Genomic DNA, 23,979 nt, shown 5'->3' with positions numbered 1-23,979 from the left:
CCCGAGAAGAGATGGCGGGCGAATTGACGACCAGTGAGAAAAAACACACTGTCGGGCGGCTGAAGAGCCGCCCGCAGTTTCTTGCCGCGCGCGAGGGCGAAAAACGCCGGGGAGGCCTCTTCCTTCTCGAAATCCTCGACCGGAAGGAGCCCGACAGCCAGGCCCGCGTCGGTTTTACAGTCACCAAAAAACATGGCAACGCGGTCGAACGGAACCGCATGCGCCGCCGCCTGAAAGAGGCGGTGCGGCTTCATGCAGGGTTTGCAATGCAGGCCGGACACGACTATGTGGTTGTCGCGCGAAGGGACGTGCTTAAGGCGTCCTTCAAAGAATTGGCTGCGGAATTGAAATCCCGCGTGGAAACCAGGCCGAAACACCGGCGCTCCGGAGACGGGCGCCCCAGGAACGTATGATGGAAAACAACCGCAATTACTTCATTGCGATCGCTCTTTCGGTGCTGATCGTCCTCGGCTGGCAGTTTCTCTATATGAATCCGCGCATCGAGGCACAGCGGAAGGCACAGGAAGCCCAAAAGGCACAGCAGCAGACCGAGCAGGCGCAGCAGCCCGCGGCAGGCGGCCAGGCGCCTGCCCAGACGAGCGGTGCGGCGCCTTCCGGCCAAGCGGCCGCAACGGCGACGCTCGAGCAGGCGCTCGCAAAAACGCCGCGCGTTGCCATCGACACTCCCGCGCTTTCCGGCTCGATCAACCTTGCCGGCGCCCGGCTCGACGACCTGAAGCTCAAGGGCTATCACGAGACGGTCGACGACTCGAGCCCGATCATCACCCTGTTCAGCCCGGCGGAAACCAAGGATGGCTACTTCACCGAGCTCGGCTATATCGGCAGCGACGCCACCGGCGCCGTCCCCGGTCCCGGGACGCTCTGGACGGCACCGGAGGGGGCCAAGCTCACCGAAAAAACGCCGGTGACGCTCTCCTACACCAACGACAAGGGGCTGACCTTCACGCGCACGATTTCCGTCGACGACCGCTACATGTTTACCGTCGCCGACAAGATCGAGAACACCGGCCAAGCGGCCGCCTCGCTCTCCTCCTACGGCCGCGTGACGCGCTACAACAAGCCGACGACGCCTTCGATCTACGTTCTGCATGAAGGCTTCATCGGCGTTATCGGCGACGACGGCCTCATCGAAACCAAATATAGCGCCGTCGAGGAAGAAGCCGTGCAGCCGGCGAAGTCTACCGGCGGCTGGCTCGGCATTACCGACAAGTACTGGGCAGCGACAATCATTCCACCGCAGACTTCGGCCTATGAAGCGCGCTTCTCGCATTTTGCCGACGGCCAGCCTCGCTATCAGGCCGACTACAAGGACGACGCCTTCAGCGTTGCGCCGGGTCAATCGATCGAACTCAAGAACCTGGTCTTCGCCGGCGCCAAGGAAGTGCCCGTCATCGATGGCTACGAAGCCAGCTATTCGATTCCGAAGTTCGACCGGCTGATCGACTGGGGCTGGTTCTACTTCATCACAAAGCCGATGTTCAAGTTGATGGACTTCTTCTATCGCTTCTTCGGCAATTTCGGCGTGGCGATCCTGTGCACGACCATCGTCGTCAAGCTGTTGTTCTTCCCGCTCGCCAGCAAGCAATATGCCTCGATGGCGAACATGAAGCGCGTGCAGCCGAAGATGGAGGAGCTGAAGACGAAATTCGGCGACGACCGCATGGGGCTGCAGCAGGCGATGATGCAGCTCTATAAGGAAGAGAAGATCAACCCGATCGCCGGCTGCTGGCCGGTAGCGCTGCAGATCCCGATCTTCTTCTCGCTTTACAAGGTGATCTACATCACCATCGAGATGCGGCATGCGCCGTTCTTCGGCTGGATCCAGGACCTTTCGGCGCCCGATCCGACGACGATCGTCAACCTGTTCGGTCTGCTGCCCTTCGAAGCGCCGGCCATCTTGCATCTCGGCGTCTGGCCGCTGATCATGGGCATCACCATGTTCGTGCAGATGCGCATGAACCCGACACCGCCCGATCCGACGCAAGCTATGATCTTCAACTGGATGCCGCTGGTGTTCACTTTCATGCTGGCAAGCTTCCCGGCCGGCCTCGTCATCTACTGGGCTTGGAACAACACGCTCTCGGTGCTGCAGCAGTCGCTGATCATGAAGCGTCACGGCGTCAAGATCGAGCTCTTCGACAATATGAAGGGTCTCTTCCGACGAAAAGCGGCGCCCTCGAAATGATGCTGGTCAAGCCCCGCCCCGGCGGGGCTTTTCGTTTCCGGCCGGCGCGCGAAGAAGCGAGGCGTGCCGGCAAACTGGCCCTGACGCTTGACATCTGCCTGCAAAACCACGAAGCCCGACAGAAGACCCAACCTCGGAGGTTGCTTAGGCCCGCATGCCCGAAACCGAAAAGCCCCTCTTCGGCCACCCTTGGATTTTCATCCGCGGCGTCCCGTCCCTGAATTTCCTGCCTCCGGAAGGGCCGTCCGAAGTGGCCTTTGCCGGACGCTCGAATGTCGGCAAGTCGTCATTGATCAATGCGCTGGTCGGACAGAAGGGCCTGGCGCGCACGTCGAATACGCCGGGACGCACTCAGGAGCTCAACTATTTCGTGCCGGACGGTTATTCCGGCGAAGGCAGCGATCTGCCGCCGATGGCGATCGTCGACATGCCGGGCTATGGCTATGCGCAGGCTCCGAAGGAGCAGGTCGACAAATGGACGAAGCTCGTCTTTGACTACCTGCGCGGTCGTGCGACGCTGAAGCGCGTTTACGTGCTGATCGACAGCCGCCACGGCATTAAGAAGAACGACGAGGAGGTGCTAACCCTGCTCGACAAGGCGGCTGTCTCCTACCAGCTGGTGCTGACCAAAACCGACAAGATCAAGGCGCCCGCCGTGCCGAAGCTCTTGGCCGACACGGCGGACAAAATCCGAAAACGGCCGGCCGCCTACCCCGTCGTGCTGTCCACTTCGTCCGAAAAGGGCGACGGGCTGGACGACCTGCGCAAGGCGATCGCCGAAACCATTGGTATTGCGCACTGGCAATAAGAGAGGCCGGCTGGAGAATTTGCGCCTGGGCCCGAAGCCAGACGTCTTCTGGCGGAAATCGCCTTCGGCAACGTCCAGTCGCAGTTCTTCGCCAAGAGCAAAGCAGCCGAAGAGCTCGAATCTCACGCTCGTTCCCAGCGGGCAAAGGCGTTGCGGCTTCGGGAAGCGCGGCTTGCCAAGGAAAGCAGCGATCGAGCGTCGGCAACGTCTGCTCTGCTTGAGACAGCAGGTGCGACAACGATTGAGCTTGCTTCCCCGCAGTTTTCAAGCAACGCTGCATTCTCATGCCGTAAAAGAACAGCGGCGTCCGCGAGTAACAGTTCATGACCGATACCAACGACGATGCCCTTTCGCCGGAAGGCGTTGGCAACCTGCCTCATCTTGCCGAAGCCCTCGACGACGACAGGTTTCGACACTTTCTCGATCATGTCCCCTTTGCCGTGGCTGTCTCCGAACTCGGCAGCTGCGAGAAGCTGGTTTACGTCAACCTGGAATTTGAACGGCTGACAGCGCTCGCGGCGACGCAAGTCGAAGGAAAGCGCTGGTCGGATATCGAGTTGAATTGTACCGAAGTCTCTGGGGAGGCAACGCTCACAGCCGCTGTGACGACGGCAGAGGAATATATTGGCGCCTTCGCGCTTGTGGCGGAACCCGAAAACAATTTCATTGTTGACGTGTGGTCAAACACGATCGTCAATGATGATGACATTCCGCTTTTCCGTCTGGTGGCCTTTGCCGCTCGCAATGAGGTGACAATTGGCCAGAGCTTCAGCCAACTGCTGGCCGAGAAAGACGTCCTTCTGCGAGAACTTCAGCATCGCGTGAAAAACAATCTGCAGATGATAACGGCGCTCATCCGCATGGAAGCGCGCAATGCCCAAAAGAACGAAGAAAGCGAGAGATTCGCACGCCTTGCGGGGCGGATCGAAGCATTGGCCCTCCTCTATCGTTCATTGTCGGAAGAAGAAAAGGGCGCCACCATCGATCTCGGCAGCTATGTGAGCCAGATTGCGGCCTCGGTGATGGCGGCTCACGCCGTGGAAGGCATCCGACTCGACATGAAAGTCGATACCTGGCCGGTTTCCATCAACGTAGCCATGCCCGCCGGGCTCGTCATCAACGAGCTCCTGACGAATACGCTCAAGCATGCCTTCGTAGGGCGTGATAGCGGTGAGATCACGCTGCGCTGTGTCGTCAGCGACAGCGGCTGCAGGATCACCGTTGCCGACAACGGGGTCGGCCTTCCTCAGGATGTGCAGTGGCCGAACCCCGGAAAACTGAGCGCGATGATCATACAGTCGCTGAAGCAGAACGCCCGCGCCGAGATCGAAGTAACCTCGTCCCCGGGCACTGGCATGAGTGTCTCCCTCGTCTTCCCGACGGCGGCAGCCACATAATAGGGCTGTTCCAAATGATTGACGGCCCCGACCATGCGCAAAGGCAACCCGAAGCCGTCGGCAGTGGCTCATTGGATAGCTGGAGCGCCCAAACGAGCGCCCCATGCCGCGGCCGATGCGTTAATTTCACATTCTCGGCAGCAGCACTTTATCGACGACATGAATGACGCCGTTCGACTGTTTGACGTCGGCGATCGTTACATGCGCGACATCGCCGTTTTCATCAGTCAGGGTGATCTTGCCCATATTTTCCCGGGCTTTGATCACGCAGCCGCCGACGGTCTTGATATCATGCTCGCCGCCATCATCTCTTATCATCTTGGCAACGGTCTTCGCCATCGCGTCCGCCGCCACGACATGGCAGGTCAGAACCTTGGTGAGCGTCGCCTTGTTTTCCGGCTTCAGCAATGTCTCGACGGTGCCTTTCGGCAGGGCGGAGAAAGCTTTGTTGGTCGGGGCGAACACTGTAAAGGGGCCTTCGCCCTCGAGCGTACCGACGAGGCCGGCCGCCTTGACGGCGGCGACCAGCGTCGTGTGATCCTTGGAGTTTACGGCATTTTCGACGATGTTCTTGGTTTCGAACATCGCAGCGCCGCCGACTTTTGGGTTCTTCCCATAAGCGGCGAAGGCAATGGCTGACATGGCGGCCGTGAGCGTAAGGCCGCGCAACAGATAGGTCATGATTTTCTCCTCTGACCGGTCACCGTCCGCCGGCATCATGCCTGAGCGTCGTCCGGACGTTTCGAACTACGGAAGGCCGCGTCGAAGAGTTTCAGACAGGAGAAATTGATTTACGTCGGCATTGCGTTACGGCCGGCGCACCGCGCCGCTGGCGACGACCGGGCCTGTCGCCTGCCCAGTCGGCGAACCGCCGAAGGGTTCGAGGCTGACGGCAAGGGTTGCGCCGTCCGTGATATTGCTGCGCATTTCGGCGGGAATGACGAGCTCGCCGCTTTCGCCCGGCTGGAAGACACCCAGGGATTTCGGCGTGCCGCCGCCCTGCACCAGCCAGAGTTCGAGCGACTTCTCCTCGGGCTTGCCGGCGGCGACCGGGACGATCTTCAGCCGGCCGCTCTGGATTTCGTAGGAGGCCCGGAGATCGATCGCGTTGTTCTGCCCCGAAAGATCAGCCACCAGCGGTGTCGGCCCCTGCGGCTGCGGCACAACGCCGGAGGCGAAGATGACGGCGCTGACGGCGACGACGATGCAGGCGAATGCCAGTGAGCGCCAGAAAACCGCAGAATTCCAAAGCCCCTGTGAGAAGGACGCAGGCTTCCCGGCATCGCCGAACAGTCGAGACTCGATCTGCTTGAAGGTTTCCCGGCTCGGCGCGACGCCGTCATATTCATCGTTGAACGCGGAGAGGTTGGTTTCCCACCGGCTGACGATCGCCGCAAACGTCCGATCGTGGCGCATGCGCTCTTCCACCACCCGGCGGTCCTGCAGCGACAGGACGCCCAACACATATTCACCGGCGAGGACCTCGTCGCGGGAGCGGTTTCCCTTGCTTTTGTCGGGCGATGTCATCGTTCCATGCACTCTCTCAGTTTCAAGAGGCTGCGCCTGAGCCAGGTCCGCATCGTGTTCAGCGGAACGCCGAACTGATCCGCCAGTTCCTGATAGCTCAGCCCTTCGACATAAGCCCGTTTCACGGCGACCGCACGATCAGCTTCCAACTCTTCCATGCAGGTGTCAATCCGCCTTCCTTCATCCTTCGTCGCCGCCTTGCTTTCCGGGTCGGATTCGGAATCGGCGAGATCGTAAGCACTGTCGAGTTCGTCGGCGACGGGCTTGCGCGCACGCAGCAGATCGATCGACCGGTTGCGTGCAATTGCGGCCAGCCATGCCGAGGACGATCCCGAGGTTGCCTGGAAGCTGCGAGCGCGCTGCCAGATGCTGATATAGACTTCCTGCAGGGCCTCCTCGGCCTCCGCGCGGTCCCTCAGGATACGCAGGCAGATCGCGAAAAGTTTCGGTGCGGTCTGGTTGTAGAGGGCAGCGAAGGCCAGGCGATCGCCGAGCGCGATGCGGCCGATCAGGTCCTTGGTCTCATCGCCTTGCATGCCGTTCCTCATTTCGTGCCTGCTCAACCGGCGGGTCCAACTCCTCCGCCTCCGTGCCACATACGCAAAACTATTGCGGCCTGGATTATTCCCTCGGTCAGAAACTTGCGATAAAAGGCCCGCGATCAACTCCTGCGGGGTCCCCATGAACGAGTCCGAAAGCGAAATCCAGGCACGTCTTCTCGCCCAGGCGCTGCCTTTCATGCAGCGCTACGAGAACAAGACGATCGTGGTGAAATATGGCGGCCACGCCATGGGCAATCCCGAGCTCGGCAAGGCCTTTGCCAGCGACATCGCGCTTTTGAAGCAATCGGGCGTCAACCCGATCGTGGTTCACGGCGGCGGCCCTCAGATCGGCGCCATGCTGAACAAGATGGGCATCGAATCGAAATTCGAAGGCGGGCTTCGCGTCACCGACCAGAAGACGGTCGAGATCGTCGAGATGGTGCTCGCCGGCTCGATCAACAAAGAGATCGTCGCGCTGATCAACCAGACGGGCGAATGGGCAATCGGCCTTTGCGGAAAGGACGGCAACATGGTCTTCGCCGAAAAGGCGCGCAAGACCATCAAAGATCCGGATTCGAACATTGAGCGGGTGCTTGATCTTGGCTTCGTCGGTGAAGTGGTCGAGGTCGACCGCACGCTGCTCGATCTGCTCGCCCGCTCCGAGATGATCCCGGTCATCGCGCCCGTCGCCCCGGGCCGCGACGGCGCCACCTACAATATCAACGCCGACACTTTTGCCGGCGCCATCGCCGGCGCGCTGAACGCCACCCGTCTTCTGTTCCTGACCGACGTGCCTGGCGTGCTCGACAAGAAGGGTCAGCTGATCAAGGAGCTTTCCGTCGCCGAAGCGCATGCGCTGATCGCCGACGGCACGATCTCAGGCGGCATGATCCCAAAGGTCGAGACCTGCATCGATGCGATCAAGGCGGGCGTACAGGGCGTCGTCATCCTGAACGGCAAGACCGCCCATTCCGTCCTGCTCGAAATCTTCACCGAGCACGGCATCGGAACGTTGATCGTTCCCTGATCAAGGCTGCGCCCATTCACTCCAGGAGGGGCGCATCTCCTCACGCTGGCGCAGGCCGGTCCGCACTCATCCCTCTTCTCGCCATCCGTCATCCGGCGATCACACCGGCATCGCATTCGCCCGCCGTTCAAGGCTATTCCTTCGCGCGAGCGCGCGCCTGACTTTCCTTCTTGATCGGCCGGCCGATCGGGCAGACTTCCTGCACGAAACCGTTGAGCGTATTGACGAGATTGTTCTCGATCAGAGAATAGTGAACGAACTGGCCCTGTTTCTCCCGTCGGATCAGCCCCGCTGTTTCAAGAACGGAAAGATGCTGCGAAACGGCTGGCTTGGACATGCTGAAGCGGTCGGCGATCTCTCCAGCGGTCAGACCCGAGGCCGAGAGATAGGCAAGAATCTTTCGCCGTGGAGCGCTGGAAAGCGCGTGGAATACCCGTTGCGCGGCGCCGACAGAGCTGCCTTCTGTAGTGTCGTCGAAAGTCTCGTTTTCCAAATCCGGGCTCCGGCATCATTGCACCGATCCGTCGAAAATTAAGCAATTAGTGTATTGCTTAATTAACGGTCTTGACGCAAGATAATTAGGTAATTGCTTAATTAATGAATAAACTGGCGGCGTTCAAGTGGAGAATGCGCCCGATTGGAAGGAGTTGCCATGAGCAGTATTTCCACCGGACGCATGATCGACGACAGCAGCGATCCGGTGAAGGGCAGAGTGGTCTGGATGCCAGCAAAGTCGATCTGGATCACCGCCATGAGCCTGATTGCCATCATTGGTGGGCCGGCGACCTTCACCTGGAGCGCCTTTGCCGTCTTTACCCTCTCGACAGCCATCACGATCTGCCTCGGCCATTCAGTCGGCATGCACCGGCTGCTGATCCACCGCTCCTTCCGCACCCCTCTCTGGATCGAGCATTTTCTCGTCTATCTCGGTACGCTGGTCGGCATGGCCGGCCCTTTCGGCATGATTTACGCGCATGATATTCGCGACTGGGCGCAGCGGCAGCGAAACTGCCATGACCTTTATGCCCACCGACAGTCTTTCCTGGTCGACGCGTTCTGGCAGATGCATTGCGCCGTGACGCTGGCTCATCCGCCGCGTTTCGAGATCGAAGAGCGGGTGCGGCACGACCGCTTCTATCGCCTCCTGGAGGCGACATGGATGGCGCAGCAACTTCCCCCGGCGCTCGCGCTCTTCGCGTTCGGCGGGCTGTCGTGGCTGGTCTGGGGGAGTGCGGTGCGAATATCGGTATCGCTGATCGGACACTGGCTGGTCGGCCATTTCGCCCATCGCGGCGGCCATCAGGGCTGGAGCGTCGATCATGTCGCAGTGCAGGGCTATAATTTGCCGCGTTTCGGGCTCATTACCTTCGGCGAAAGCTTCCACGGCAATCACCACGCCTTTCCGGAATCGGCCAGGCTCGGCATCGAGCAGGGTCAGCTAGACCTCGGTTGGCATTCATCCGCCTGCTGGAAAGGCTCGGCCTGGCATCGGCAATCAAGCTCCCGCACATGATCATGCCGCGGAAAGGGCTGCGGCGTGTCGGCCTCCCCCGCGATGTTGGCAACCGCCGCCCTGTGGGACAGCGCTGAACATGGCATCAGGGGACCGGAGACAGTCAGGTCGACCCTCTAACGGAATTGACGAATCGCGGCCGGGGCGGCATGTTTTTGCTTGGCGTGACCTTCCGCCGAACCTCCTTCGATCCTCCCCGGCAGGGTCTTTCTTCAGGAGGCAAAGGGACTTTCCGTCTCGGGTCGTCAAACCTCAGCCCTGATGTTTCGGGTGCGCTTGCCGGGGAATGCCGTCCGAGACTGGAAAGGCCGAGATATGACCGAAAACGGAAACCTCAAACGCCGCGTGCGCGCACGCGCCGCCAAGACGGGTGAATCCTACACGACCGCTCTCATGCATATCCGCCGCGCGCCGACGCAGGAACGAAAGCCTGATGTCAGGCGGCTGCGCATGGCGGTAGCGCAGACCATCTACATGGACGATCCACGCGATATCGACAGGCTTCGCCAAGGCGGGCAGGAGATACGGAGGCAGATGCGCCAGGCGCGGGAGTCGGGTGCGCGGCTCGTGCACTTCCCAGAAGGCACCATCTGCGCGCCGAACAAACGCATCATGTCGGAGGTCGGGCCGAGGGAAATCGGCGCTTCCGATTGGCGGCGGTTCGAATGGGGCGTGCTGCGCGAGGAGCTGGATGCGACGCGCAGCCTCGCTCGCGAACTCGGGTTATGGGCGGTGATCGGCTCGGCGCATCAGCTGACGGCGCCGCACCGGCCGCATAGCAGCCTCTATGTCGTCTCCGACCGCGGCGAACTGGTGACGCGCTATGATGAGCGCCTGCTCTCCAACACCAAGATCTCCTTCATGTACACGCCGGGCTCGATCCCCGTCACCTTCGAGGTGGACGGCATCCGCTTCGGTTGCTCGCTGGGAATGGAGTGCCACTTTCCTGAGATTTTTAGCGAGTATGAGCGGCTCGATGCGCATTGCGTGCTGTTTTCGACCACCGGCGGGGTGCCCGCCAACGATGCGGCCTTCGCCGCCGAGGCGCAGGGGCATGCATCGACCAACAGATACTGGGTGAGTTTTTCTCTCTCAACACATCCGGGACTGGCTGATCCGGCCGTATCAGGGATCGTCGCCCCCGGCGGCCGGTGGGCGGCGCAATGCCAGGCTGATGGAATGCCCGCAATCGCCCTTGCCGACATCGACGACAGTCCCGGCGATCTTTCTCGACCGTGGCGCCGCAAGGCTCGATCAGGGCTCTATGAGCCGCACCGGGTGGAGGGCGACCCGCGTAGCGACGCCCGGGATATGTTTTAGGTGTGCAATGCCGCCAGCGGCCGGTGATGCCAGGAGTAGCACTGCGGCGTGTCCTTTCGAGGATTCGCCTGCGAGGTGAGGCTCTCTCGAGTGCGAGATACTTCGTACTTTTTTACGGGCGTGCCGCAGGGTACTCCTTCAAGCTTATCCTGAAACGCGTGTCCCCGCCGCACAACCGCATTGTACGGAAACGGCAACGTACAAGGATGAGGCGTCTCGGCGGATGCCGCGGCTGACAATCATCGCGACCTGCACCCATGCAAGCAGTAATATCCCGTTCGAGAGGTCGCAAATCGTACAATGAAGCCTTGGCAAGATTTCGAATCGTGCATTAGGTTGCGGCCCGAACACGAAACGGGTCGAGCACAGAGATGCGCCTTACAGACTGCTATAATTTCCACGATTTCCGGCGCATGGCCAAGCAGCGTCTTCCCGGGCCGATTTTCGACTATATAGATGGTGCTGCCGATGATGAGGTGACCTATCGGCGCAATACGGCGGCCTTCGAAAATTGTGATCTCGTGCCCGATGTTCTCAGGGGGGTGGCCGATGTCGATATGTCGGTGACGGTCATGGGGCAGAAGCTCGCCATGCCGGTCTATTGCTCGCCGACCGCGCTGCAACGGCTTTTCCATCATCAAGGCGAGCGGGCAGTGGCGGCGGCGGCCGCAAAATACGGCACGATGTTCGGCGTCTCCTCGCTCGGCACGATCAGCCTGGAGGAGGCGCGGCAGATCAGCGACGGGCCCCAGGTCTATCAGTTCTATTTCCACAAGGACCGCGGGCTGAACCGCGAGATGATGGTGCGGGCGAAGACGGCCGGCGTGCAGGCGATGATGCTGACGGTCGACAGCATCACCGGCGGCAACCGCGAGCGCGACAAGCGCACCGGCTTCGCCATTCCCTTCAAGCTCAATCTCACCGGCATGATGCAGTTTGCGATCAAGCCCTCCTGGGCGATCGACTGGATGACGCATGAGGCTTTCCGGCTGCCGCAGCTCGAAAACCACGTCAAGATGGACGGCGGCGCATTGTCGATCAGCCGCTACTTCACCGAAATGCTTGACCCCTCCATGTCGTGGAACGACGTGGCGGAGATGGTGCAGGCCTGGGGCGGGCAATTCTGCCTGAAAGGCATCATGTCTGTCGAGGACGCCAAGCGGGCGGTCGAGATCGGCTGCACCGGCATCGTGCTTTCCAATCACGGCGGGCGTCAGCTCGACGGCTCGCGCAGCGCTTTCGACCAGCTGGCTGAGATCGTCGATGCGGTCGGCGACCGGATCGACGTGATGATGGATGGCGGCGTGCAACGGGGCACCCATGTACTGAAGGCCCTGTCGCTGGGAGCGAAGGCCGTGGGTCTCGGGCGCTACTATCTCTTTCCGCTTGCCGCCGCCGGGCAGCCCGGCGTCGAACGGGCGCTGGAGACAATGCGCACCGAGATCGAGCGCGACATGAAGCTGATGGGGTGCACCTCGGTCGACCAGCTGACGCGGCGCAATCTGCGCTTCCGTTCCTGAGCGGGGCGGGATGTCATTGCGGCCGCATCTTTTGCGCGGATGCGGCCCTCGCACCTATCGGCTCAGAGCAGGCTATAGATCGCCGCGGCCTCCTGCCTCAGCCTTTCCATCATCAACCGGTAAGGCCCCGGGCCATAGCTGATGCGGCCGACCCCGAGCTCTGCCAAAGTTTTCACGTCAGGCGCGCCTGCCCGCATCATGACATTGACCGGCAGCGATGAGGCCGCGCAGATTTTTTCGATCAAGGCGGGATCGATCAGGCCGGGAACGAAGAAGCCGCTGCCGCCGGCCGCGGCATAGGCCCTGCCCCGCTCGATCGCCTCGTCCACCAGACCGGCATGTTTTGAAAGGTCGCTCTCGGCCAGGAAGAGGTCGGTGCGGGCGTTGATGAAGAAGGGCATGCCTTTGCGGTCGGCCATCGCGCGAATGGCACGGATGCGGGCCGCCTGGCTCTCGATGGGATAAAGCCCCTCGCCGCTGACCACCCGATCCTCGAAATTGATGCCGACGGCGCCCACTTCCATCAGCTTGGCGACATTGGCGGCCGCCCCCTGAGGATCGGCCGAATAAGCGCCTTCGAAATCGACCGAGAGCGGCAGATCGACGGCATCGGTGATGGATTTCGCCGTCTCCACAAGCACCGACATCGGCAGCTTTTCGCCGTCGGCAAAGCCGTGAGCTGCGGCGACAGACCAGCTTCCGGTGGCAAGCGCCTTGGCGCCGGCATCGGCAACGGCCTTCGCCGTACCCGCATCCCAGATATTGTAGAGCACGATCGGATCGCCCTTGCGGTGAAGTGCGGCGAATGCCTTGGCCTTTTCAGTCTGGTTCATGATGTCTCCTCCACTATTGCCTGGGTACTGATTTTCTCTTCATGGCGCAGCAGCCATTGCTTGCGCCAGAGCCCGCCGCCGTACCCGGTCAAAGAACCATCGGCCCCGAGGATACGGTGGCAGGGCACGATGATCGCAAGCTGGTTGGCGCCATTGGCGCGGCCGACGGCACGCACCACTTCCGGCCTTTTCATCTCCCTGGCGAGATCGCCATAGGCGCGCGTCTGACCGACCGGGATCTCCATCAGCTTTGCCCAGACATGTTTTTCGAAGGGTGTGCCGCCCAGCGCCACCGGCGTACGGAAGACGGTGAGCCGGCCGTCGAAATAATCGCGCATCTCCGCCTCGATCCGATCGATCGCCGGGGTGCGGCCGATCGCGACGGAGGAGCGGACGCGCTTCTGCAGCGCTTCGAGCTCGGTCGGCAGCGCCTTGCGATCATGAAATTCGAGAAGATGCAAATGCGTCTTGTCGGCGACCGCGATCATCGGTCCGAGCGGCGTATCGAACCAGTCGGCAAAGAGCAGTTCGCGGTTCTGCGAGAGCGCCGGCGCCTTGCCGACAAGCCGCTGGAAGGCTGTCCGGAAGCCGCTCGGAGAGTCGTATCCGGCGTCGACCTGGGCGTCGATGACGCGCGCCCCATCCGCCAGCTGCCGGGCCGCTTCGCCGAGCCGGCGGTAGCGGACGATGTCATGGAAGGTCATGCCGAGCGCTCGCTTGAAGGCGCGCCGCACGGTCGAGGGATGATGGCCACGCCGCACGAGCTCATCCTCGGTCCAGCGAACCTCCGGCTCGCCGTCGAGCGCGGCAAGCAGTGCGTCGACGACAGGCTCCCGGCCAGGCTGCTCCAGCGGTCTGCAGCGCTGGCACGGGCGAAAACCTGAATGCATGCAGGCGGCGATTGTCTCGAAGAACAGCGTATTTTCCCGCTTCGGCTTACGCGCCGGGCAAGTCAGACGGCAGAAGATGCCTGTCGTTTTCACGCAGACATAGGCCTGGCCCTCATAATCGGCGCTGCGCGCGATCAGGGCATCATAGAGCGTATCATCGTCGGGGCGTTCGAAAAGCATGTGCGCTTTCTAACATCCAACGCCGGCCGCGTCCGCCGAAAATCGGGCGTCTATTTATTCCGCTGCGTCAGAGCTTTTTAAGTGCCGCCGCGGACGCAGCATCGATTCCTCCTCGGCGTCCTGCGGCGCGCCCCAGAAATCCTCGAGCGTCGGACCATTCTTGAGATGCCGGCGGCGGAACAGAAATTCGAGGATTTCATGAAACCAGACGCGGCGGCCCATTTGCGTGTACCAGCGCATGGAGTGGCGCTGTTCGCGGTCGCGATGGAAGAGGATGCGCATCAGCGCCTTCGGCCGCGCCTGGACAGCAACTTCGATGAGCTTGACGCAAGCGACCAGCACGAAGGAGTTCAGGTAGCGCATCTTCAAGACCTGGTGCTTGTAATCCCATTTGCGAATATCGGTCTCGATCACCTGCCGGTCGCGGGCGATACGGAAGAAAGGCGTCCAGCGATGTGGGGTGACATAAAGTGCCTGTATCTGGTCGGGATCGTAGGAGAGCAATTGCCGGAAGCCGCGCCAGAGATCACTCAATTTTTCCTCTTCGAAACCAACGACCCAGGTCGCCATGGAGAGAATATCGTGCTGGCGCAAAAGGCGGATCGCTTCGCGGTCGGTTGCTTTGGCTCCGCCCTTCTTGATCAGCGTCAAGGTTGCCTCGTCGGTGTTTTCCATACCGAGGAGCCAGCGCACGACACCGGCCTTGCGGTAAAGATGCAGGATGTCGGCATCGCGGACAATATCGTCCGCCCGCGTCGAGCCGACGATCTGGACCGGCACATTCTCGGCGATCATCGCTTCGAGAAACGCCAGCCAGGCCTTTCTTGAGGAGGTCGGATTCTCGTCGGCAAGATTGACGAGTTCGACACCCTCTTCGCGGTAAAGCCTGGCGATCTCGCGGGCGAACAGTTCCGGCGAGCGATGACGCCAGCGGGTCCAGAAACCTCGCTGGCCACAATAATTACAAAGATGCGGACAGCCTCGGGAGAACTGCATGACGACGGCGCGCTTGCCGCCCCAATAGCTGTAGTTGTCATGGTCGATTAATTCCCAGCCGACGCGATAGGCATCGAGATCGGCGATTGCATGTGCCGGCGGCGTAGCCAGAACTTCACCGCTGGCGCTCCGAAAGGCAATGCCGGAAACAGTCGCTAGCGGACGGCTGGTTGCAAAAGCTTCGGCAAGGCGACGCATCGTCTCCTCGCCTTCGCCACGCACCAGGATATCGAATGCCGTTGTCTCGGCCAGGACCTCCCGCCAGTGATAGGTCGGGAATACGCCGCCGTAGATGATCGAGATTTTCGCGTGGCCGCGCTTGATTGCTTCCGCGATCGCGCGGGCAGTGGGATGAGCCGAAGTCGAGCCGGAATGGCCGATCAGCACCAGATCCGGACTTTGGGCCGTGACCCGGCCGACGATTTCCGCAATCGTCATTGGCCCGAACTCGGCATCGATAAGCTCGACATGATGACCGTCGTCGATCAGCGGACCGCCGACGGAAAGAAGGCCAAGCGGTGGGAGGTGATCATCGGGAATACGGCTGCCGATCGCCGTATGCGGCGGATTTATCAGAACGATCTTCATGCGACTTTACCCTGCCGGGTCCCCCTGTCTGACGCAGGCAAAGGTCACCAGCGGTCAATGGCGATATTCAGCCGGAATCTCCTTCAAGTTGTGAAAATCTGGCGGCATTTTTGAGGAAGGCCGAGCCAAACGGTATGGCCAAGCAAAAGCCTTTGGTTTCACACAGCCGCCGTGCCATAAGGGCGGCCATGACCAAGATCGACCGCACGCCTGAAAAAGCCGATTTCGAACACGTGACAGACTGGGTGTTCGATCTCGACAACACGCTCTATCCCCATCACGTCAATCTCTTCGCGCAGATCGACAAGAACATGACTGCCTATGTCGCAGCGCTGTTACAGATGGAGCGGGAAGAAGCACGCAAACTGCAGAAGCAGTATTATCTCGACCACGGCACGACGCTGCAGGGCCTGATGATCCATCACGGCATCGATCCGAACGACTTCCTCGAAAAGGCGCATGCGATCGACTATTCGGCACTGACGCCGCAGCCGGAACTCGGCGAAGCGATCAAGGCGCTGCCGGGGCGCAAGTTCATCTTCACCAACGGCAGCGTCAAACATGCCGAAATGACCGCCGGCGCGCTCGGCATTCTTGAGCATTTCGACGATATCTTCGACATCGTCGCCGCCGATTACGTGCCCAAGCCGGCGCAGGCGACCTATGACAAGTTCGCGGCGCTGAAGCGCGTCGACACCGGCAAGGCGGCGATGTTTGAGGATCTGCCGCGCAATCTGACGGTGCCGAAGGCTCTCGGCATGCAGACCGTGCTGCTGGTGCCGCGCAACCTCGAAGAGACCGTCGTCGAATGGTGGGAAAAGACCAGCGGCGACGAGGATCACATCGATTTCGTCACCGACGACCTCGCCGCCTTTCTCGGCAAAGTGACCAGATCGGGCGGCTGACGGCCACGTTACGAAAGTTTCACCCAGCTTACCGATGTTTAACTGGGTCTTGCAGCCCGGTTGCCATAGCTTCTTACGCGAGGGGACACCTCACGAAAGGAGTTACGATGTACTGCAACAAGCTGATACTGGCGGCGCTTTCCTCCGCCCTGATCTTCGGCGCAGCCGCCGGAGCAAGCTTTGCCGCGCCCGGCGACGGTCCGCGCCCGCATGCAGGCATGGGCCGTGCGGGTCCGGCTGCCTTCCGCGAAGTCACCTATGTCAGAATGCTCAAGCAGTTCGACACCAACAGGGACGGCCAGATCTCCAAGGAAGAGGCGACCGCCGGCCTCGACAAGACCTTCGCTGCGATCGACACCAATAAGGACGGCTCGCTGACGCCGGGCGAAATCCGCCAGTACCGGCAGACGCGGTTGCAGGCGATGCGAGATCAGCACAAGCAGGATGCCGGCGACCAAGAGGACGCCAACGCCGCAGCCGACATGTTGGACACAAACGACCAGGGACGGCCTCCGCGCGAGGGGCATGAAGGTCGCGACGGAAATCGCTGGATGCGCCATGGCGGCAACTTCATGCGCGCCTCGATGATGATGCGCCGGGTCGATACCGACGAGAACGGCCAGATTTCCAAACAGGAAGCCGCTGCCGCCTTCGACAAGCTGTTTGCGCGGATGGACCGAAACAAGGACGGCGTCATCTCGATCGACGACATGCCGGACCGGCCGCTGCTGTAAGGCCGGACGAACCTTTGCCCATTGCCCCTACTCCTTCCCCGGCTCCACGGGGAAAGAGACCTGCCTCACGATCGAAACGCTATTCGCGGTGTTCGTAGAAATCCTGGACGATCTTCCACGCGGCGTCGGCCGTGTCGACGAAGCTGATCAGCTTGACATCGTCGGGCGCGATCGTGCCGAATTCCGCCAAGGCCTCGAAATTGATGATGCTCCTCCAGAAGGCCTCGCCGAAAAGGATCAGCGGCAGACGTTCCATGCGGCCGGTCTGGATCAATGTCAGGCATTCGAAGAATTCGTCGAGCGTCCCAAATCCCCCCGGAAAGACCGCAATAGCCTTGGCGCGCACCATGAAATGCATCTTGCGAATGGCGAAATAGTGGAAGTTGAAGCTGAGCTCCGGCGTCACATAGGCGTTGGGGGCCTGCTCGTGCGGCAGCACGATGTTGAGGCCGATTGACGGCGCGCCCTCGTCGGCCGCGCCTCTATTGCCCGCCTCCATGACGCCGGGACCGCCACCGGTGACGATGACATATTCCTGGAAGTCGAAGCTCGCCGAATATTTCGAGCAGAGACGGGCAAATTTGCGCGCCTCGTCATAATAGACGGATGCCGCCTCCAGATTGGCGCGCTGGATCTCGTTGCGCGCCGCCCAGGCACTCTGGCCGGGGGCTGGAATACGGGCGCCGCCGAACATGACGACGGTCGAGCGGATACCGCGCTCGGTCAGCATCATCTCAGTCTTCAGCAGTTCCAATTGCAGCCGGATGGGCCGCAGTTCTTCACGGCAGAGGAAATCCTCGTCGACGTAGGCGAGACGATAGGCCGGCGACAGCGTCTGCGGCGTCTTCGGCACAGCCTCGGCGCGCTGCCTGTCAGTCGAGCTGCTCTTTAGTGGGTCCCATACACCATCCTTGCGCCGCGAACCGCCGTTTCGTCCCTTCGCCATATCGAAATGCCTTTCAGTATTGCCAGCATCAACTGCCGGATATGTCGCTACAACGCCTTGAATCCAGATATGATCTTGTCGGAAAAATCATTCCGTTCTACGGCTTCATGCTATAGAGCAGGATACAGCAAGCCGCCGCAATTCCGGAGACTGCGCCGTCTCCACGATAAAGATCGAAGTTTAAGGAATTCTCATGAGCGCCACCGACCTCGCCTCCCTGGAAAAGACCATCGAAGCCGCCTTCGACAATCGCGATAATGTGAACACGTCGACGAAGGGCGAGGTTCGAGATGCGGTCGAAGCGGCGCTCGATCTGCTAGACGCAGGCAAGGCTCGCGTCGCCGAGCGAGGCGCCGACGGCACCTGGAAGGTCAATCAGTGGCTGAAGAAGGCTGTGCTGCTGTCCTTCCGCCTCAACGACATGGAAGTGGTCAAAGGCGGCTCGGGCAACTCCACCTGGTGGGACAAAGTCCCCTCCAAGTTTGAGAACTGGGGCGAAAGCCAGTTCCGCGCCGCAGGCTTCCGCGCCGTTCCGAACTGCGTCGTGCGCCGCTCGGCCTATATCGCCCCGAATGCAATCCTGATGCCCTCCTTCGTCAATCTCGGCGCCTATGTCGGCGAAGGCACGATGGTCGACACCTGGGCGACCGTCGGCTCCTGCGCGCAGATCGGCAAACACGTGCATCTCTCCGGCGGCGTCGGCATTGGCGGCGTGCTCGAACCGATGCAGGCGGGACCGACGATCATCGAAGACAATTGCTTCATCGGCGCCCGGTCCGAGGTGGTCGAAGGCTGCATCATCCGCGAAGGCTCCGTTCTCGGCATGGGCGTCTATATCGGCAAGTCGACCAAGATCGTCGACCGCGCCACTGGCGAGGTGATGTACGGCGAAGTGCCGCCATATTCCGTCGTCGTCGCGGGCTCGATGGCCTCGGCCAATGCGACGATGACAAACGGCCAGCCGGCGCCGCATCTCTACTGCGCCGTCATCGTCAAGCGCGTCGACGAACAGACCCGCTCCAAAACCGGCATCAACGAGCTGCTCAGAGATTGATGACACCGGGGCATTGATCCGGTAAACAGACGGCGTCTTTTTACGCGAGGCGGCCCCGTCTTGCCATGTCTTTGCCATTCCCGCCGGATAGTTCGACCGCCATGACCGCTACCGATCCCGTCGCCAATCTGCAGACGCTGATTCGCTGCCCGTCCGTCACACCCGCCGAAGGCGGTGCGCTCACGGCGCTGGAAGCAATGCTTGCGCCGCTCGGCTTCACGGTCGACAAGGTGACGGCACGCGAAGAGGGAACGGCCGACATCGAAAACCTCTATGCCCGTCTCGGCAAGGATGGCCCGCATCTGATGTTTGCCGGCCATACCGATGTCGTGCCGGTCGGCGACGAAGCCGCCTGGACGCATCCGCCTTTTGCCGCGGAGATATCAAAGGGCGAACTCTTCGGCCGCGGCGCCGTCGACATGAAGGGCGGCATTGCCTGCTTCGTCGCCGCCGTCGCCCGCCATATCGAAAAGAACGGGCCGCCTGCCGGCTCGATTTCCTTCCTGATTACGGGCGACGAAGAAGGCCCGGCAATCAACGGTACGGTCAAACTCCTGCAATGGGCGACCGAACGCGGCGAGCGCTGGGACGCCTGCCTCGTGGGAGAACCGACCAATCCGGACAGGCTCGGCGACATGATCAAGATCGGCCGGCGCGGCTCGCTGTCGGGCAGGATCACCGTGCATGGCGTTCAGGGCCATGCCGCCTATCCGCACCTTGCCGACAATCCGGTGCGCGGCATGCTGCAGCTGACGCAGGCGCTGATGGATCCACCCTTCGACGGCGGCACCGACGATTTCCAGCCGTCGAACCTCGAGGTGACGACGGTCGATGTCGGCAATCCCGCCACCAACGTCATTCCGGCGAAGGCATCGGCAAGCTTCAACATCCGCTTCAACGACAGCTGGAGCGTCGAAACGCTACGCGCCGAAATCCTGCGACGGCTCGAAGCCGCCGCCGGCAATGGCCAGCTGCGTCCGGGCAGGAAGCCGGTGAAATACGATATCGTCTGGGCCGACCGGCCGAGCCACGTCTTCCTGACGCGCAACAACGCCTTGATCGCCTCACTGTCATCAGCCATCGAAAATGTGGCCGGCCGGTCGCCGGCGCTTTCGACCACCGGCGGCACGTCGGATGCGCGGTTCATCAAGGACTATTGCCCAGTCGTCGAATTCGGCCTGGTCGGTCAGACGATGCACATGGTCAACGAGCGAGTCGCCGTATCTGATCTGGAGACGCTGACGGCGATCTACGAGACTTTCATCGACCGCTGGTTCGCCCATGCCGGGTCTTAAGGAAGTCCAGTATTATCTGGCCGGCCTCTGGCTGCTGATCCGGATGGATCCGCGCGGCTTCCGCTTCCTCGATCTGTCGGAGCGCGGCGTCAACCGCTCGTTCTGGGCGATCGCCTGGTGCCTGCCGCCGATGGGCATTTCCTGGCTCTGGTGGCGGCAGGCCTTCCTGCGGTCGATGCCGCCCCATGCCGATGTCAACCTTGTCTTTTATATCAGGCTCGGCCTTGTCGAAGTCGCCAACTGGTTCGTGCCGCTGGTCTTTGCCGGGCTGCTGCTGCTCGCCTTCCGCATGGGCGAGCGCTTCGCACCCGTGGTCGTCAGCGTCAACTGGCTCGGCGTGCCGCTCTCCTATATCAACGGTCTGCTGCTGGCGCTGGTGTTCTTCCTGCCCGGCTCAATCGGCCTCGTCTCGCTGCTGCTGCTTGCCTTCATGCTGGCGCAGGTCTTCGCTTTGGCGCGCATTCTCAGGATGATCTGCCACGATCACGCGCTGATGGTGGGGGCGCTGACGCTGGTGCTGCTGGTGCCGTCGATGATCCTTTCGGAATATCTGCAGCACTTCCTCGGCATCTATCCCGCCTGAACTGCGCTATCGCATGAATCCAGCGAGACAATCATGAGAGATCGTCGTCGTTTTCGTCAGCCGGCCTGCGGCGGTCGGTGATGACATCGGGATAATCCACCTGCATGAAGTAGAGCCCTTCGGGCGGTGCCACCGGGCCGCAGGCCTTGCGGTCCTGCGCCTCGAGCGCTGCCTGCACATCTTCGGGCGTCCACTTGCCCTCGCCGGCGAGCTTCAGCGTGCCGGCGAAGGAGCGGATCTGATTGTGCAGGAAGCTCTGCGCCGTGGCGCGGATTTCGATCAGCTCGCCGTTGCGTGTCACGTCAAGTCGGTCGAGCGTGCGCACTGGGCTGTTCGCCTGACAATGGGCGGAGCGGAAGGTGGAGAAATCGTGCCGGCCGACCAGCCTTTGGGCGGCGGCGTGCATCACCTCATGATCGAGCGTCTTGGGCACCCACCAGGCCTTGCCGGCTTCGAGCGCCAGTGGCGCTCGGCGGCTGACGATGCGATAGAGATAGTGGCGCCGCAGTGCCGAAAAGCGGGCATCGAAGAAGTCGGGGACCGCCTCGACGTCGAGAATGGCGACACGCTCGCCGGCAAGTCTCAGATGGGCATTCAAGGCGTTCTGCAGCTTGTAGGGCGACCACGGCTTGGAAAGATCGGCGTGGATCACCTGTCCCATGGCGTGGACGCCGGAATCGGTGCGGCCGGCGCCGCGGATCGACACGGTCTCGCCGGTCAGCGACAGCACCGCGGCCTCGATCGCGCCCTGCACCGATGGGCCGTTCTCCTGCCGCTGCCAGCCGACGTAGGGTCCGCCGTCATATTCGACGGCCATGCGGAAACGTGGCATCAGGAAAGCCTCGTGCCTGCAGCGAGAGGCGTGCCTCGGAGGAAATCGGCCACGGCCAGCGGCTTGCCGCCGGCCTTCTGCAGCCGCGTCAGCCGCACGGCGCCGGAAGCGCAGGCGACGACGAGATCGTCGGTCAGCAATTGCCCGGGAGCGCCCTCCCCTTCAGCCAGCTCGGACGCCAGCACCTTCACACGCTCCGGCCTGCCGCCGATCTCGAGCTCGAACCAGGCGCCAGGAAACGGCGCCAGGCCGCGGATATGGTTGTGCACATCATGCGCTTGCCCGGCGAAATCGATGCGCGTCTCGGCCTTGTCGATCTTGGCGGCGTACAGAACGCCCTCCTCCGGCTGCGGCGTCAACGGCAGGTCGTTCATCTCCAGCTTCACCATGGCTTCCGCCATCGCCTTGGCGCCGACCTGCATCAGGCGGTCGTGCAATTCGCCTGCCGTCATGTTCGGACCGATCTCGACTTCACGGGTGAGCGCGACGGCGCCGGTATCGAGGCCCTTGTCCATCTTCATCACCATCATGCCGGTCTTTGCGTCGCCCGCCATGATCGCCCGCTGGATGGGCGCGGCACCCCGCCAGCGCGGCAGCAGCGAGGCATGGCCGTTATAGCAGCCCTCGCGGGTGCCGTTTAAAATCGCCTCCGGCAGCAACAGCCCATAGGCAACGACGACGCCAACATCGGCATTAAAGGCGGCAAACCGCTCACGCTCGGCCGGGTCCTTGAAATTGACCGGCGTGAAGACCGGCAGACCAAGCAATTCGGCCGCTTGGTGAACAGGCGACTTCTGCAGATCGAGCCCGCGCCGTCCACCCGGGCGCGGCGGCTGGGTGTAGACGGCGACGATGCTGTGGCCGGCATCGACGAGCAGGCGCAGGGTCGGAACCGAGAACTCCGGCGTTCCCATGAAGATGATGCGAAGGGACATTCTATCTCGCCAGTTGAGGATCAGCCGTCTTCAAACGGGTTTACGAGCTTGAGATCAAGCCCTTCGAAATCTCTGGTGTTGCGGGTGGCGAGCGTTGCGCCGTTCGCAAGGCAGATGGCGGCGATCATCGCATCCTTCGTTTCCACCGGCCGTCCCGCCTTTCTGCGCGCCGCAGCGAGCAGGCCGTAACGATTCGCCGCACTAAGCGAAAAACCGAGTATGCGACCGGAAAATTCGGATTCGATCCGGTTGAAGTCGGAAATCAATGCCGTCTTTCGCCTGCCGTCATCAAGGAGTTCAAGCCCATAGCGCATTTCCCCGACGGAGATCGTTGTCAGAAAAAGCGTCTCGACGTCGTAAGCGTCTAGCCAGTTCAATACCCGCTCGCTATGGGTTCTTCCCTGCAATTCGGAAATTACGTTCGTATCAAGGACGATCATTTGTCGAAGCTTGGCGGTTCCCGATCACGTTCGTGGCGAGACGCGGCGATAGCCTCTACTTCGTCATCGCTCAATCTTTCCTCTCCCATCAGCGATCTCAAGCGCCGCCCCGCGGGTGCTCCCGAGCGTTCCGCCGCGATCTGACGGCGGATGATTTCGATCGCCTCTTCTGAAAGGCTGCGGCCATTGCGCTGGGCACTTTCCTGAAGCTGCCGCTTCATCGCTTCCGGAACATCTCGAATAAGCAGGTCGCCCATCCGCACCTCCACTATGATATCAGTGATATCATAGTGCTTCACTGGCGCATATTCAAGGCTTCCTCAGAGCGCCTTCGCCTTCGCCGCCTTGGTGAACCTCTTGATCACCATCTCCCGCTTCAGCCGCGAAATATGGTCGATGAAGAGCACACCATTCAGATGGTCGATCTCGTGCTGCAGGCAGGTGGCGAGCAGGCCGTCGGCTTCCACCATCTGTTCCTTGCCCTCGCGATCGAGATATTTGACCGAGACGACAGCCGGGCGCTCGACCTCCGCATAATAGTCCGGAATGGACAAGCAGCCTTCCTCATAGACCGAGCGCTCGTCGGACGATTTGACGATCTCCGGATTGATGAAGACTTGCGGCTGCTTCTCCTCGCCCTCACGAGAGACGTCGATGACCAGCATGCGGCGCGGCACGCCGATCTGGATTGCGGCAAGGCCGATGCCCGGCGCGTCGTACATGGTTTCCAGCATGTCGTCGGCAAGGCGCTGCAGATCGGCATCCACGCGTTCGATCGGCTTGGAGAGCTGACGGAGAAGGGGATCGGGAAGAATGATGAGTGGCTTGATGGTCATGGGCGTTCCCATAACCCATCTTTTCCCGCTATGGAATTATCCGGTGGGCGGGGAAGACGCTTTTTTGTCTCC

Annotated in this window: 25 protein-coding genes and 1 pseudogene; 13 read left to right on the top strand and 13 right to left on the bottom strand. The window is 61.5% G+C overall.

From position 1 onward, the window contains the following. The first annotated feature begins 11 nt into the window (after positions 1 to 11). The 4 genes from rnpA to J2J98_RS02145 all read left to right on the top strand — a co-directional run bounded on the left by rnpA (position 12) and on the right by J2J98_RS02145 (position 4,411). A complete protein-coding gene (gene rnpA, locus J2J98_RS02160) occupies positions 12 to 413 on the top strand; it encodes a ribonuclease P protein component (RefSeq protein ID WP_064707807.1) in 402 nt (133 codons plus the stop codon). Beyond that, on the top strand, positions 413 to 2,206 hold the full coding sequence (yidC, locus tag J2J98_RS02155) for a membrane protein insertase YidC (protein ID WP_207603064.1): 1,794 nt from the start codon (positions 413 to 415) through the stop codon (positions 2,204 to 2,206). The genes rnpA and yidC overlap by 1 nt, the downstream gene beginning before the upstream one ends. A 154-nt stretch (positions 2,207 to 2,360) precedes the next feature. Continuing rightward, positions 2,361 to 3,014: a ribosome biogenesis GTP-binding protein YihA/YsxC gene (yihA, locus tag J2J98_RS02150; protein WP_138394256.1), complete on the top strand. Its 654-nt coding sequence runs from the start codon at positions 2,361 to 2,363 to the stop codon at positions 3,012 to 3,014. Between the two features lie 323 nt (positions 3,015 to 3,337). Continuing rightward, positions 3,338 to 4,411 (top strand): sensor histidine kinase, encoded by a 1,074-nt coding sequence (locus J2J98_RS02145; RefSeq protein WP_207602235.1) that lies wholly within the window; start codon positions 3,338 to 3,340, stop codon positions 4,409 to 4,411. A gap of 126 nt (positions 4,412 to 4,537) precedes the next feature. Here the strand turns inward: J2J98_RS02145 and J2J98_RS02140 are convergent, their stop codons facing one another. The 3 genes from J2J98_RS02140 to J2J98_RS02130 all read right to left on the bottom strand — a co-directional run bounded on the left by J2J98_RS02140 (position 4,538) and on the right by J2J98_RS02130 (position 6,474). Further along, positions 4,538 to 5,092: a fasciclin domain-containing protein gene (locus tag J2J98_RS02140; protein ID WP_064707803.1), complete on the bottom strand. Its 555-nt coding sequence runs from the start codon at positions 5,090 to 5,092 to the stop codon at positions 4,538 to 4,540. 126 nt (positions 5,093 to 5,218) lie between these two features. Next, positions 5,219 to 5,938, bottom strand: coding sequence for an anti-sigma factor (locus J2J98_RS02135; protein ID WP_207602234.1), 720 nt, complete (start codon positions 5,936 to 5,938; stop codon positions 5,219 to 5,221). Next, positions 5,935 to 6,474 (bottom strand): sigma-70 family RNA polymerase sigma factor, encoded by a 540-nt coding sequence (locus J2J98_RS02130; protein ID WP_138394258.1) that lies wholly within the window; start codon positions 6,472 to 6,474, stop codon positions 5,935 to 5,937. The genes J2J98_RS02135 and J2J98_RS02130 overlap by 4 nt, the downstream gene beginning before the upstream one ends. 145 nt (positions 6,475 to 6,619) lie before the next feature. Here J2J98_RS02130 and argB point away from each other — a divergent pair, with 145 nt between their 5' ends. After that, the gene (gene argB / locus J2J98_RS02125) at positions 6,620 to 7,507 is read left to right on the top strand and encodes an acetylglutamate kinase (RefSeq protein WP_064707801.1); all 888 of its coding nucleotides are present in this window, start codon (positions 6,620 to 6,622) and stop codon (positions 7,505 to 7,507) included. A gap of 133 nt (positions 7,508 to 7,640) precedes the next feature. Here the strand turns inward: argB and J2J98_RS02120 are convergent, their stop codons facing one another. Continuing rightward, positions 7,641 to 8,000 carry a metalloregulator ArsR/SmtB family transcription factor gene (locus J2J98_RS02120; RefSeq protein WP_138394259.1) on the bottom strand — a complete coding sequence of 120 codons (360 nt, stop codon included), beginning with the start codon at positions 7,998 to 8,000 and terminating at the stop codon, positions 7,641 to 7,643. Between the two features lie 159 nt (positions 8,001 to 8,159). Here J2J98_RS02120 and J2J98_RS02115 point away from each other — a divergent pair. The 3 genes and pseudogenes from J2J98_RS02115 to J2J98_RS02105 all read left to right on the top strand — a co-directional run bounded on the left by J2J98_RS02115 (position 8,160) and on the right by J2J98_RS02105 (position 11,860). Further along, a pseudogene (locus tag J2J98_RS02115) lies at positions 8,160 to 9,097 on the top strand (acyl-CoA desaturase). A 238-nt stretch (positions 9,098 to 9,335) separates the two neighbouring features. Next, positions 9,336 to 10,340, top strand: coding sequence for a carbon-nitrogen hydrolase family protein (locus tag J2J98_RS02110; protein ID WP_207602233.1), 1,005 nt, complete (start codon positions 9,336 to 9,338; stop codon positions 10,338 to 10,340). Positions 10,341 to 10,711: 371 nt separating this feature from the next. Next, a complete protein-coding gene (locus J2J98_RS02105; RefSeq protein WP_138394262.1) occupies positions 10,712 to 11,860 on the top strand; it encodes an alpha-hydroxy acid oxidase in 1,149 nt (382 codons plus the stop codon). Between the two features lie 62 nt (positions 11,861 to 11,922). Here J2J98_RS02105 and J2J98_RS02100 read toward each other — a convergent pair whose 3' ends face one another. From J2J98_RS02100 to bchE, 3 genes are read right to left on the bottom strand one after another with little or no spacing between them, the layout of a single operon-like run. Further along, entirely contained in the window at positions 11,923 to 12,693 is a 771-nt protein-coding gene (locus J2J98_RS02100; protein WP_207602232.1) for an isocitrate lyase/PEP mutase family protein, read from the bottom strand. Then, complete coding sequence (locus J2J98_RS02095) at positions 12,690 to 13,763, bottom strand: bifunctional transcriptional activator/DNA repair enzyme AdaA (RefSeq protein WP_207602231.1); 1,074 nt, start codon at positions 13,761 to 13,763, stop codon at positions 12,690 to 12,692. The genes J2J98_RS02100 and J2J98_RS02095 overlap by 4 nt, the downstream gene beginning before the upstream one ends. Before the next feature lie 54 nt (positions 13,764 to 13,817). Continuing rightward, positions 13,818 to 15,347, bottom strand: a complete 1,530-nt coding sequence (gene bchE / locus J2J98_RS02090; RefSeq protein WP_207602230.1) for a magnesium-protoporphyrin IX monomethyl ester anaerobic oxidative cyclase — start codon at positions 15,345 to 15,347, stop codon at positions 13,818 to 13,820. 188 nt (positions 15,348 to 15,535) lie between these two features. Here bchE and J2J98_RS02085 point away from each other — a divergent pair, with 188 nt between their 5' ends. Further along, complete coding sequence (locus tag J2J98_RS02085) at positions 15,536 to 16,252, top strand: pyrimidine 5'-nucleotidase (RefSeq protein ID WP_064707887.1); 717 nt, start codon at positions 15,536 to 15,538, stop codon at positions 16,250 to 16,252. A gap of 107 nt (positions 16,253 to 16,359) precedes the next feature. Then, the gene (locus tag J2J98_RS02080) at positions 16,360 to 16,986 is read left to right on the top strand and encodes an EF-hand domain-containing protein (protein WP_207602229.1); all 627 of its coding nucleotides are present in this window, start codon (positions 16,360 to 16,362) and stop codon (positions 16,984 to 16,986) included. Between the two features lie 79 nt (positions 16,987 to 17,065). Here the strand turns inward: J2J98_RS02080 and J2J98_RS02075 are convergent, their stop codons facing one another. After that, positions 17,066 to 17,932, bottom strand: coding sequence for an LOG family protein (locus J2J98_RS02075; RefSeq protein WP_064707795.1), 867 nt, complete (start codon positions 17,930 to 17,932; stop codon positions 17,066 to 17,068). A 193-nt stretch (positions 17,933 to 18,125) separates the two neighbouring features. On the opposite strand from J2J98_RS02075, the gene dapD reads away from it, so the two are divergent. From dapD to J2J98_RS02060, 3 genes are all read left to right on the top strand, one after another. Then, on the top strand, positions 18,126 to 18,986 hold the full coding sequence (dapD, locus tag J2J98_RS02070) for a 2,3,4,5-tetrahydropyridine-2,6-dicarboxylate N-succinyltransferase (protein WP_207602228.1): 861 nt from the start codon (positions 18,126 to 18,128) through the stop codon (positions 18,984 to 18,986). Between the two features lie 101 nt (positions 18,987 to 19,087). Further along, a complete protein-coding gene (gene dapE / locus J2J98_RS02065; RefSeq protein ID WP_207602227.1) occupies positions 19,088 to 20,281 on the top strand; it encodes a succinyl-diaminopimelate desuccinylase in 1,194 nt (397 codons plus the stop codon). Further along, positions 20,268 to 20,864, top strand: a complete 597-nt coding sequence (locus J2J98_RS02060) for a hypothetical protein (protein WP_064707792.1) — start codon at positions 20,268 to 20,270, stop codon at positions 20,862 to 20,864. The genes dapE and J2J98_RS02060 overlap by 14 nt, the downstream gene beginning before the upstream one ends. Positions 20,865 to 20,895: 31 nt before the next feature. Here J2J98_RS02060 and truA read toward each other — a convergent pair whose 3' ends face one another. The 5 genes from truA to def form a co-directional block, all read right to left on the bottom strand. Beyond that, the gene (truA, locus tag J2J98_RS02055; RefSeq protein ID WP_207602226.1) at positions 20,896 to 21,696 is read right to left on the bottom strand and encodes a tRNA pseudouridine(38-40) synthase TruA; all 801 of its coding nucleotides are present in this window, start codon (positions 21,694 to 21,696) and stop codon (positions 20,896 to 20,898) included. After that, entirely contained in the window at positions 21,696 to 22,631 is a 936-nt protein-coding gene (gene fmt / locus J2J98_RS02050; protein WP_207602225.1) for a methionyl-tRNA formyltransferase, read from the bottom strand. Before fmt ends, truA begins: the two co-directional genes overlap by 1 nt. Before the next feature lie 20 nt (positions 22,632 to 22,651). Next, positions 22,652 to 23,071 (bottom strand): type II toxin-antitoxin system VapC family toxin, encoded by a 420-nt coding sequence (locus J2J98_RS02045; RefSeq protein ID WP_207602224.1) that lies wholly within the window; start codon positions 23,069 to 23,071, stop codon positions 22,652 to 22,654. Next, a complete protein-coding gene (locus J2J98_RS02040) occupies positions 23,068 to 23,328 on the bottom strand; it encodes a FitA-like ribbon-helix-helix domain-containing protein (RefSeq protein ID WP_064707788.1) in 261 nt (86 codons plus the stop codon). The genes J2J98_RS02045 and J2J98_RS02040 overlap by 4 nt, the downstream gene beginning before the upstream one ends. Positions 23,329 to 23,391: 63 nt before the next feature. Further along, positions 23,392 to 23,907, bottom strand: a complete 516-nt coding sequence (gene def / locus J2J98_RS02035; protein ID WP_138394272.1) for a peptide deformylase — start codon at positions 23,905 to 23,907, stop codon at positions 23,392 to 23,394. Positions 23,908 to 23,979: the final 72 nt, after the last annotated feature.

The sequence above is a fragment of the Rhizobium bangladeshense genome, from assembly GCF_017357245.1.
GTDB lineage: Bacteria > Pseudomonadota > Alphaproteobacteria > Rhizobiales > Rhizobiaceae > Rhizobium > Rhizobium bangladeshense.
Note: the sequence above shows the minus strand (reverse complement) of the source record. Positions and strands in the feature narration are given on the sequence as shown.